The organism is Anaerolineae bacterium (genome assembly GCA_014360855.1).
Classification (GTDB): domain Bacteria; phylum Chloroflexota; class Anaerolineae; order JACIWP01; family JACIWP01; genus JACIWP01.
In genome coordinates this window covers 1-11,044 of record JACIWP010000090.1, presented here as the reverse complement: position 1 = coordinate 11,044, position 11,044 = coordinate 1, and the positions used below count along the sequence as shown (strand labels likewise).

The 11,044-nt window shown below is 64.5% G+C and carries 7 protein-coding genes and 1 other annotated feature; of the genes, 5 read left to right on the top strand and 2 right to left on the bottom strand.

What is annotated here, in order from left to right:
* Nucleotides 1–2,930, top strand: a 2,930-nt coding sequence (locus H5T60_06640) for a DUF11 domain-containing protein (protein MBC7242105.1), incomplete at its 5' end; no start/stop codon positions are given.
* Nucleotides 2,931–3,033: 103 nt separating this feature from the next.
* Nucleotides 3,034–4,782, top strand: a complete 1,749-nt coding sequence (locus tag H5T60_06635) for an ABC transporter ATP-binding protein (GenBank protein ID MBC7242104.1) — start codon at nt 3,034–3,036, stop codon at nt 4,780–4,782.
* Nucleotides 4,783–4,837: 55 nt separating this feature from the next.
* Here H5T60_06635 and H5T60_06630 read toward each other — a convergent pair whose 3' ends face one another.
* Complete coding sequence (locus tag H5T60_06630) at nt 4,838–6,505, bottom strand: ribonuclease J (protein MBC7242103.1); 1,668 nt, start codon at nt 6,503–6,505, stop codon at nt 4,838–4,840.
* A 325-nt stretch (nt 6,506–6,830) separates the two neighbouring features.
* Nucleotides 6,831–8,093, bottom strand: coding sequence for an MFS transporter (locus H5T60_06625; protein MBC7242102.1), 1,263 nt, complete (start codon nt 8,091–8,093; stop codon nt 6,831–6,833).
* A gap of 225 nt (nt 8,094–8,318) precedes the next feature.
* Nucleotides 8,319–8,569: a binding site (T-box leader), on the top strand.
* Nucleotides 8,570–8,604: 35 nt separating this feature from the next.
* On the opposite strand from H5T60_06625, the gene H5T60_06620 reads away from it, so the two are divergent.
* From H5T60_06620 to H5T60_06610, 3 genes are all read left to right on the top strand, one after another.
* Nucleotides 8,605–9,111: a GNAT family N-acetyltransferase gene (locus H5T60_06620; GenBank protein MBC7242101.1), complete on the top strand. Its 507-nt coding sequence runs from the start codon at nt 8,605–8,607 to the stop codon at nt 9,109–9,111.
* Between the two features lie 232 nt (nt 9,112–9,343).
* On the top strand, nt 9,344–10,798 hold the full coding sequence (locus H5T60_06615; GenBank protein MBC7242100.1) for a hypothetical protein: 1,455 nt from the start codon (nt 9,344–9,346) through the stop codon (nt 10,796–10,798).
* Between the two features lie 10 nt (nt 10,799–10,808).
* The coding region (locus H5T60_06610) for a hypothetical protein (protein ID MBC7242099.1) at nt 10,809–11,044 on the top strand (236 nt) is incomplete at its 3' end.

Sequence of the window (11,044 nt, the reverse complement as noted above, 5' to 3'; positions counted from 1 at the left end):
ATGTCTCTAACCAGGGCCGCGTGACGGCGGACGTGGCCGGCGAGGTCCCCACCGACGATCCTGACACGGATGAACCCATGGATCCCACCGATACCCTGGTGGCGGTGGGGAGCATTGGCGATTTCGTGTGGCATGACGCCAACGGCGACGGTGTGTACAACCCGGGAGAGGAGCCGCTGGCCGGCGTGCGGCTGGAGCTGTGGTGGGATCGCGACGGCGACGGCACCTACGAGACCTACCTGGGCGAGCGCTTCACCGACAGTGCCGGCCGCTACCTGTTCGACGGTATACCGGTGGGGAATTATGAGGTGCGGGTGGACGACTCGACACTGCCGTGGGCGGCGGTGTTGACGGCCGGCACGGATCCCCATCGGGTCAGCCTGGGCCCCAACGAGCATTACCGGGATGCCGATTTCGGCTACCGCACGGCCCTGGCCATCGCCAAGTACGATGAGAAAGATCCCATTCCGGCCGGCAACCTCCTGCATTACACCATTGTGGTCACCAACGAGGGGGGCCTGACCCTGCGCAACGTGATGGTAACGGATACCATCCCGGCGCAGACGCTGTACTTCCCGGGCAATGCGGTGCCGGCGCCCATCTTCTGGGACGGCCTGCGCACGCTGGTGTGGAACCTGGGGGACATTCCTGCCGGCGCCAGCCGCACCATCCAGCTTTACCTGCATCCCGTGACCACCATCCCTGGCGGCACGGTGATCCGCAACGAGGTGGTGACCAGCGCCGACAACGCGCCGCCGGCGAGCACCTATGAGGATACCACCATCCTACAGGCGCCGCCGACAGCCACGCCGACGGCCACGCGCACGCCGACGCCGACCCCCACCCGCACGCCCACGCCGACGTTGGTGGTGACGCCAAGCCCGACGCCCACCTGGACGCCAACGCCGGCACATACGCCGACTCCCACGGCCACGCCGGCGCCGGCGACCCCAACGCCTACTCCGACCGTCACCGGCACACCATGGCAGTGCCCCATCGGCCCGTCCATGTACTGGAAGCGCGGCGGATACCGCGACTACGCGCCCAACGGGGTGCCGGACTTCGACCAACGTCAGAGCGAATGGCGGCATCCGGAAACCGGCCAGTGGACCTATGACGCGGCGGCCGCCGTGGCCAACTCCTTCTGGTGGTTCGACGCGCGCTTCGAGCGCAGTCCCTATTCGCCGCCGTTCATCACCGACACCTATCCGTTGGTGCAGAGCTACGGCCCGTGGGATGACCATGACCCGCGCAACGTGAACGCGCCGGATTCGCCCGATTCCTCCTACCAGTTGGTCGAGGACCTGGCCTACCGCATGGATATTGACGGCCAGCGGACGGGCGTGCCGCATCGCGGCGCTACCATCAGCGACACGGTGGAGGCTATCGAGCAGTACCTGGTGGATAAGGGCCTGCGCGCCAGCTATGTCATTACCGTCACCGAGTCCCCCTCCTTCTCCCTGGTCAGCGAGGAGGTGCGGGCCTGCCACGATGTGATCCTGTTGCTGGGCTTCTGGGAGAAGCAGAACGGCCGGCCGGTGCGCCTGGGTGGACATTACGTGACGGTGCCGGGCGTCGATCCCACGAATTACTACATCGCCTTCAGCGACCCGTGGTTTGACCGCGCCGAGGCCGGCGCCCCCGGCCAGGTACTGCCGCCGCCGGTGCATCCGCACGAGGGGGACCAGGCCTTTACCCTGCACAACCTGCCGGCCTTCGTCTCCCATGACATCTACACGGTGACGGTGAGCGCCCTGGCCATCGCCGGCGGATGGGAACCGCAGGGCTACGTGCAGAGCTGGGACGAGGTGGCCAACTTCGCCGGCGCCAACGTGCCGGCGCGCTACGCCCCGTATCAGGGCGACTATGCCGGCGGCGACATCTATACGAAGATCGAATATGCCATCGTGGTGGCGCCGGTCGAGACGCCGGAGCCGCCGGAACCGATGCCGCCGGCGAACACCTGCCCGACCCTGCACTACAAGGGCGAGGGCTATCCGGATTACGCCCTCAGCGGCGTGCCGGACTTTGATCAGCGGCAGAACGCCTGGCAGAACCCGCGCACCGGGCAGTGGAGCCTGGATGCGCCGGCGGCGGTGGCCAACGCCCTGTGGTGGCACGATTCGAAGTTCGAACAGGACTACGTCATGCCGCCGACCATCCGGGATACCTACCCGCTGGTGCAGGCCTACGGGCGCTGGGATGACCATGACCCGCTCAATGTCAGCCCGCTCATCGAGCATCTGGCGCAGGAGATGGATACCGACGGCCGGCAGAGCGCCACGATCAAGGCCGGTACCACCATCAGCGACACGCTGGCCGGCCTCGAGTCGTACATCCGGAGCAAGGGGCTGTGGGAGCACTATCGCATCATCGCGGAGCGCCAGCCAGCCTTCGAATGGGTCTCCGAGCGCATCACGCGCTGTAACACGGTGGTGCTGTTGCTGGGATTCTGGGAGATGCAGGATGGGCGCTGGCGGCGCATCGGCGGCCATTACGTCACGGCGGTGGGCACCGATGCCCAGAACGGCGTGATCGCCTTCAGCGACCCGTACCGGGACCATGCGGAAGCCGGCTATGCCGGACGCGTTCTGCCGCCGCACTGGCCGCACCAGCTCTATGTGCCCATCACCACCACACTGCACAACGACGCTTGGTACGTCTCCCATGACGCCTACCCGGTGATGCCTACCTACAGCCCGGGCGGCCGCTGGGGGCCGGAGGGATATATCCCGACGCTGGAGGAGATCCGCAACTTCGCCGGCCTGAACTTCCCGTGGGACCTGGAGATGTATCGCGGCGATTACCGCGGCGGTCCCATTGTCACGGAGGTGGAATGGGCCATCGCGCTGGAGGCCCTGACTCCTGGCGAAGAGCCGACCCCCACACCGCCGGCGGGCAGAATTTACCTGCCACTGCTCATGAAATGAGCAGGCCGGCCTGATACGACAGGACAGCGGGGGCTATGGCCCCCGCTGTTTGTTGCCGGCGCCTTTCGCGCTATAATGGCCTCGGGAGGCTGGGAACACACCGATGCTGAAACGGCTCATTCGCGAACTGAAACCCTATCGCTGGCAGTTGGCCGCGGCCATATTTCTGACGGCGCTGAACGCCGGCGTCCCCCTGCTGCCGCCCCAATTCCAGCGCCGCATCATTGATGATGCCCTACAGCGCAAGGACCTGCATTATATCATCCTGCTCATCGCCGGCCTCATCGGCATCTATCTGCTCAACAGCCTGGTGGACAGCGCCGACAGCTACCTGCGGCATGTGCTGGGCCAGCGCTTCATTTTCGATCTCCGCACGCGCCTCTACGAACATCTCCAGCGCCTGTCCCTGTCGTTCTTCGAATCGCGGCAGACCGGCGATCTCATGTCGCGCGTGACCAACGATGTACGCTCCCTGGAGATGCTGGTCACCCATACCACGGAGTTCATCATCGTGGACTCCCTGCGGCTCATCGGCATCATCATCCTGCTGTTCAGCATGGAGTGGCGGCTGGCGCTGTGGGCATTACTGCCGGTGCCGCTGGTGGCCATCATCTTGCGCTGGTTCAACAAGGTCATTCGCCCGACCTTCCGCCAGATCCGCAAGGATATGGGCATGATCAACGCCGAGCTGGAGGAGAACCTCGCCGGCATGCGCGTCATCCAGGCCTATGGTCAGGAGCCGCGCGAGTTCCAGGACTTCCTGACCGTCTGCCGCGCCTATTTCCAGGACACCGTGCGCGCCATCCTGCGCTGGTCCACGGTGTTCCCGGGCGTGCGCTTCCTCTCCAGCGCCGGCGCGGCCCTGGTGCTGGGCGTAGGCGCCTGGATGGTGATCCAGGGAGAGCTGAGCGTTGGCACACTGGTGGCCTTCGTCAGCTATTCGGCCATGTTTCTGGAGCCCATCAACCGGTTGACGGAGATGGACAATGCCATTCAGGAGGCGCTGGCCGCCGGCGAACGCATCTACGAACTGCTGGACAGCCAGCCGGAGATCGTGGACCTGCCCGATGCGCAGGATGTGGAATCGGTGCAGGGTGCCATCACCTTCGAGCATGTCTCCTTCGTCTACCCCTCGGGCATTGAGGCCCTGCACGATGTCAGCTTCACTGTGAAACCTGGAGAGACGGTCGCACTGGTGGGCCCCAGCGGCGCCGGCAAGACCAGCATCGCCAACCTGGTGGCCCGCTTTTACGACCCGACGGAGGGGCATGTGCTGTTGGATGGCATGGACGTGCGGCGGATTCGCCTGCGCTCCCTGCGCCGGCATGTGGTGACCGTGCTCCAGGACACCTTCCTCTTCTCCGGCACCATTCGCGAGAACCTGCTCTACGGCCGGCCGGAGGCCACCGAAGAGGAGATGATCGCCGCCGCCAAAGCCGCCTATGCCCATGAATTCATCATGGCCTTCCCGCAGGGCTACGACACGGAGATCGGCGAGCGCGGGATACGGCTGTCCGGCGGGCAGAAACAGCGTTTGGCGCTGGCGCGCGCCATCCTGACGAACCCCCGCGTGCTTATCCTGGACGAGGCGACTTCCTCGGTGGATGCGGAGGCGGAATACTGGATTCAGCGGGCACTAGCGGAGGTGCTCAAAGGACGTACCGCTATCGTCATCGCGCATCGGCTTTCCACGATACGCAGTGCGGACAAGATCATCGTGCTGGAGGGAGGCAGGATCGTGGAGATGGGCCGGCATGAGACGCTGATCCAGCGCGCCGGCCTGTACAGCCAGCTCTACGCCCGGCAGGTGGAGATGGTCGCCCTGCCGTACGAGGGTGTGGAGGTGGAATAGGCTCGCTGTCCGCCCATCGCCAGGTTGACAGCCACCGGCAGTGCCAGGCGGCGCATCATCGGCCGCCGGCGGAAACCTCGGAGATGAGCGGCACGATCATCGGCCGGCGGCGGATGCGGTCATAGATCATCTTCTGCAGTGCGGTGCGCACCAGATCGCCCAGGGCCTGCTTGCCGGCGTAATGGGGCTGTTGCTCTACCGTCTCGATGACCAGCTCGATCATCTCATTCATCAGGTTTTCCGCATCGCGCATGTAGACAAAGCCGCGCGACACGATTTCGGGCACATCCAGCAAGCGGCCGGTGCGCACATCCACGGCCATTCCGACCGCCACGAAGCCGTCCTGGGACAACAGCTCGCGATCCCGCAGGACCGCCGGCCCTACATCCCCCACACCGCTCCCATCCACAAACACGTATCCGCCCGGCACGCGCTCGCCGATCCTCCCACCCTCCGGGGTGAAGTGCAGGACATAGCCGTTCTCCACCACGAAGACGCGTTCCGGCGGGATGCCTAACTGGCGCGCCAGCACCCCGTGATGATGCAACTGCCGCAGTTCGCCGTGAATGGGCACAAAATAGCGCGGTTGTACCAGGCGCAGTAACAGTTTCTGCTCCTCCTGGCTGGCATGCCCAGAGACATGCACCTGGGCGATGCGGTCGTAAATGACATTCGCCCCGCGCTGGAACAGGCGGTTGATGACCTCGTTCACCTCTTCGTCATTGCCGGGGATGGGATGGGCGGAGATGACCACGGTATCCCCCGGCCCCACCTGGATCTGCTTGTGCAGGCCGCGGGCGATGCGCGCCAGCACGGCGGTCGGTTCTCCCTGGGTTCCCGTCGCCAGGATGGCCACCTTTTCCGGCGGCAGGTTCTGGGCATGGTTAATGGAAATCAGGAGCTTCTCCGGGATCTCCAGATAGCCTAGGTCGCGAGCGATCTCCACCATCTCTTCCATCGTCCGGCCGGTGATGGCCAGCTTGCGGTTGTGGCGGGCGGCCGCCCAGATGACCTGCTGGATGCGCGGCAGATGGGAGGCAAAGGTTGCCACGATCACCCGGCCTTGGGCATTGGAGAAGATCTCTTCGAACGCCGGCTGGACTGCCCGCTCCGACGGCGTGAAGCCCGGCGATTCGGAGTTGGTGGAGTCGGACAGGAGTACCAGCACCCCCTCGTTGGCGAAGGTCGCCAGGCGCGCCAGGTCCGCCGGCTCGTCAATCACCGGTGTGTAATCGATCTTGAAATCGCCCGAATGCACCACCAACCCTACCGGCGTGTATATCGCCAGCCCGACGCCGTCCGGGATGCTGTGGTTCACGCGGAAGAACTCCACCGTGAACGGCCCAATGGTCACCCGTTCCCCCGGGCGGACGATGTTCAGCGGCACGCCGGCGCGGTCGCGCGCCCGCACCTTGCTCTCGATAAAGCCGATTGTCAGACGCGTGGCATAGATCGGCGCCTGCACGTGCTGGAGGAAAAAGGGCAGCGCGCCGATGTGGTCCTCGTGTCCATGGGTTACCACGATGGCACGCACGCGGTGCAGTTTGTCCATCAGATAGCCGTAATCGGGGATGACCAGGTCAACGCCCAGCATGTCGTTCTCGGGGAACATGATGCCGGCGTCAATGACGAGGATATCCTCGCCGTACTCCAGCACCATCATGTTCTTGCCGATCTCGCCCAGTCCCCCCAGCGGGATAATGCGCAGTTCTTCTAATGCCATACGTACCGCTTCTCCATACACCTATGCCGGCCCTTTATCACAAACGATACCCCGACGAAAAGGCATGATTCGTCGGGGCACTCGTCCGCGCTGTATCGCCGGCGTTTCCTTTCCTTCCTTGGCTACAATTTCATATATCGTATCATGAACATCCCCATGTGTCAAAATCTCACGTCGCCGGGTCAGGCGACAGCCGCCTACGCGGTAATTCTCGCCGGTATTGCACGCTGAAAGCGAATAGGCTCCCACCCATGTGGGCGGGAGCCTGCACCACCCCCCTGGTGCGGCAGGGGTATAAGACACTGCCGGCGGTGGGGCACAGCCATCAGGACGCCGGCTCCGGCTCGGCGGCCGGCACCGCCGGCGCTTCCACCTTTGGTTCCTTGACGAACAGGACCACCAGCAGAAGCGTAGCCAGGGTCACGCCGGCCAGCATCAGGGCGGAGCTGGTCGGGCCGGAACGCTCCACCAGCATGCCGGAGATGCTGGGCAGGATGAAATAGCCCAGGCCGTTGGCGGTCATCACAATGCCCATCAGCACGCCGGCGTTCCACGGCCGCACACCCGGCTGTAACTGCGCCAGCCCCATGCGGATAGGCATCAGGGAGTTCATGGCACAGCCCATGATTATGATGATGAGAAACGCCAACCAGATGTTCTGCGGCCCCAACGGCAGGAAGAAGACCGACAGGAAGGCCAGCACCAGCACAACAGCTCCAAGGCTCATGATCAGTTTGGGCCGGCCAATGCGGAAGGCCCATGCAGGGACGATGAGCGAGGCCGGAATGCCCACCAGGGACATGACCGACAGCAGGAGCCCAACGGTGGTGAGCGCCACGCCGTAGCTGGCGAACTGCACGGGGAAGACCGCCGGCACGATGCCCAGATAGCCCACCAGGGCCAGGCTGAACGGCAGGAGGATGATGTTGTCCACATTCATCACCTGCTTGACCGATTCCCACAGGCCCACTTTGACCATGGGCGGCAGGGGTTCTGGCGGATAGGGAGGCTGTTCGCGCAGGAAGATCCACGACAGTGCCGCGCCGGCGGTGGCGATGAGGCCCAGCGTCAAGAACATGCCGCTCCAGCCGAGGGCGTTCAGCAGGGGGAAGATGATGGCGTTGCCGGCGGCGATGCCGGCGGCCAGCCCTACGTTGGCGATAGCGTTTGCCACGCCGACCTCACGCCGCGGGAACCACTTCAGCACCATGGCGCCGATGACCGACGTTGCCAGCCCCAGGCCGATGGAGCCGGTGACATTGAACAGAGCGAACAGCGGCCAGATACGGGTGCTGGCACGCAGTAACGCGCTTACGGCCAGCAGGGTTTGGGCGAAGCAGAAGACCAGCCGCCAGCCGAACTTATCGGTGGCGATGCCGCCGGGGAGCGATACCAGGCCGGAGAACAGGCCGAACAGGACAATGAGCACCAGGTTCGCCTGGCTGAAGCTGACGCCCCAGTCCCGGGAGAGGGAGCTGACCAGGGGAGCTACGCTGAAACAGGTCAGGGCCATCGTCGCAGAGGCCAGGGTGTACACGCCCACGATGACCCAACGGTACTTGTTGACCTCGTACTTCTCTGCCGGCATTGTGCTGTTCCTCCTTGTAAAGAGAGTGGTAGAAGAATGGGTTTGCCGCTTTCCAATGGGGAATCTCGACGGGCCCTGCACGAGCAGGGGGATATCCATTGTTCCTGTGCGCCGGCCCCCAGTGCATATTATACGCTAGTATATATAAGTTGTCAAGGCCGGCGGCGCGGGCGGACCATTTGACATTCCTTCTGCTGTATGGTATATTAGCTACAAATCATATCCAGAATGGCGATGATGGAAACGAGTAGGTGAGAAGCGGCTCTCCAGAGAGCCTGGGATAGGTGCGAGCCGGGTGGGTACGCCTCACTGAAAATCCTTCCGGAGCTGCCAGCCGAACGGCACGCAAGTGCCCAGTAGACCTGGCCGGCCTCGTCAGCCGTTATCCTGGACGGGGATATGTTGGTATCCCACAGAGTGAGCGGTCTGCTAAGAGGGGTGGTACCGCGGGAGTGGTGTGTGCTCTCGTCCCCATGGGGGAAGAGAGCATTTTTGTTGATGAGGACGGGACATGAGCGAAGAGGTGCGCGTGCGGCTCGCCGGCCCCCAGGACGAAGATGCTATCGTCGCCCTATGGCACGAACACATGCTTTGGCATCAGCAGTGCGACCCACGGCTGGCCCTGGCGCCGGACGCGCCGGCCCATTGGCGGGAAACCCTGCGGCTGTGGCTGGAGAACCGCGACATGCGCGTGCTGGTCGCCGAAAACCCCGCCGGCCAGATCGTCGGCTTCGCCATCGGCATGATTCGGGAGAACGCGCCGGTTATGCTGCCGGCCCGCTTCGGTTACATCAACGACCTGGCGGTCGCCGAGGCCTGGCGCCGGCGCGGCATCGGCCGCCGGCTGGTGCAGGCCTTGTTCGACTGGTTCACTCAGCAGGGGGTCACCACGTACCGTCTGACGACCGCACACCGCAACCCTGTCGCACAGGCCTTCTGGCGCTCCCTGGGCGCCGATGACCTGCTGGATGTGCTCTGGGGGGAAATACTATTGCCCGGCTCCTTACCAAACCAATAGCTATCTGCACAGGTTCGAGGCCCAGGTGCTGGCCTCCGATGAGGGGGCGTTGTGCTGGACCAGGTTGCCTTTGACCCGGCCGGCTCCTTGATGGGGACGGCCGGCGCCCCGAGGAACTGAAATGTGACCCAGGTGCGACGTAACTTCCAAGCGCCTCCGTACCTTGCCGCACCTCTTGTAGAGCCGGCTTTCGGTGGGCCAAATGGCCCAGGAGTGCAAGAGGAGGTGCACGATGAAACGCAGATGGACATTCGTAAGCGGCCTGCTGGCGGTGGTGCTGCTGGCCCTGGCCGTGGGGCCGGGGCAGGCCCAGGGACCACAGCCGTCAGGAGAGGGTGTGCAGCCGGAGGGAGAGGTGGGCATCCAGGCCGCCCTGGGCACCGCCTTCACCTACCAGGGCCAACTCAAAAAGGACGGCAACCCGGTCAACGGCACCTGCGACTTCCGATTCAATCTGTGGGATGCTGCAGCGGGGGGCAACCAAATCGGCCCGAACCAGGAAAAGACCAATGTCCCGGTGAGCAACGGCCTGTTCACCGTTCAGTTGGACTTTGGCGCTGGAGCCTTCCAGGGCGATGCCCGCTGGCTGTGGGTCCGCGTCCGCTGCCCGGCAGGGAGCGGTACTTATACCGCCCTTTCCCCTCGCCAGCCGCTGACTCCAGCACCCTACGCGCAGGCCCTGCCGGGGTTGTGGACACAGCAGAACGCCACCAGCCCCAACATCATCGGCGGCTACAGCGGCAATAGTGTGACGGGCGGCGTGGTGGGCGCGGCGATCGGCGGCGGAGGGGCCAGTGGCAACACCAATCGCGTGACCGATAACTATGGCACAGTGGGCGGGGGCCAAAACAACCAGGCAGGTGATGGCGGCGGGACGACGGACGACGCGTCCTACGCCACCATCGGCGGGGGCTCTCGAAACAGTGCCAGCAGCACCTACGCCACCATCGGAGGGGGCTATCGAAACACCGCCAGCGGCAACTACGCCACCATCGGCGGCGGCAATGACAACATCGCCAGCTCCTCCAGGGCCACCATCGGCGGGGGCAATGACAACACCGCCAGTGGTTATGCCGCCACCGTCGGCGGAGGCGAGAACAACACCGCCGGAGGCGACCTTGCCACCGTAGGAGGGGGCTGGGCCAACATCGCCAGCGATTGGTCCACCACTATCGGTGGGGGCTATGAAAACACCGCCAGCGGCACCTACGCCACTGTTCCAGGGGGCTGGGCGGCGGGAGCCACGCATTATGGCGAAATGGCCTACGCTACTGGAAGTTTTGGGTTTGGTGCCAGGGGCGATGCTCAAACGTCCCTTTACGTCATGCGCATAGAACGACTCTGCGAGGCGGGTACGTGGTACGACCTGTATCTCAACGGCAACCTTACTCCTCCTGAGTTCCTTACCATCGCCCAGGGTCGCACCGTTGCCTTTGATGCGCTGGTGGTGGGGCGCACGCTGGGCGGCGAATCCGCCGGCTACTATATCCGGGGGGTCGTGGAGAACGCCGGCGGCACGGTGAGTTTCATCGGTACACCCGTGGTGTCCGCTCTTGGCGAGGATGACTATGCGTGGAACGTTCGCGCCGTGGCCCATAACACGTATGGTCTTGTCATCCAGGTGCAGGGCAACGGCGAGACCATCCGCTGGGTGGCCACGGTGCGCACCGCAGAGGTCTCCTGGTAGGAGGCGGGCGATGAAGGGCTCACGTTGTACGGTGCATGGGTCGCGCCTGTTACCCCTGGTCGCCCTGCTGTCGCTGGCCGTCGCCGCCAGCGTCTCTGCCCAAACGGGCGGCGGCTACGATTTGACCTGGAGCACGATAGACGGCGGGGGGTACACCTGGAGCGAGGGCGGTGGCTACGCCCTGGGCGGCACGGCCGGCCAGCCGGATGCCGGGATGCTCTCCGGCGGGGGCTACACCCTCTCCGG

Bases quoted from the DNA above. Each gene is read 5' to 3' on its own strand.
- H5T60_06630 (MBC7242103.1), bottom strand. From the start codon at position 6,505: ATGGCATTAGAAGAACTGCGCATTATCCCGCTGGGGGGACTGGGCGAG.
- H5T60_06635 (MBC7242104.1), top strand. From the start codon at position 3,034: ATGCTGAAACGGCTCATTCGCGAACTGAAACCCTATCGCTGGCAGTTG.
- H5T60_06620 (MBC7242101.1), top strand. From the start codon at position 8,605: ATGAGCGAAGAGGTGCGCGTGCGGCTCGCCGGCCCCCAGGACGAAGAT.
- H5T60_06615 (MBC7242100.1), top strand. From the start codon at position 9,344: ATGAAACGCAGATGGACATTCGTAAGCGGCCTGCTGGCGGTGGTGCTG.
- H5T60_06625 (MBC7242102.1), bottom strand. From the start codon at position 8,093: ATGCCGGCAGAGAAGTACGAGGTCAACAAGTACCGTTGGGTCATCGTG.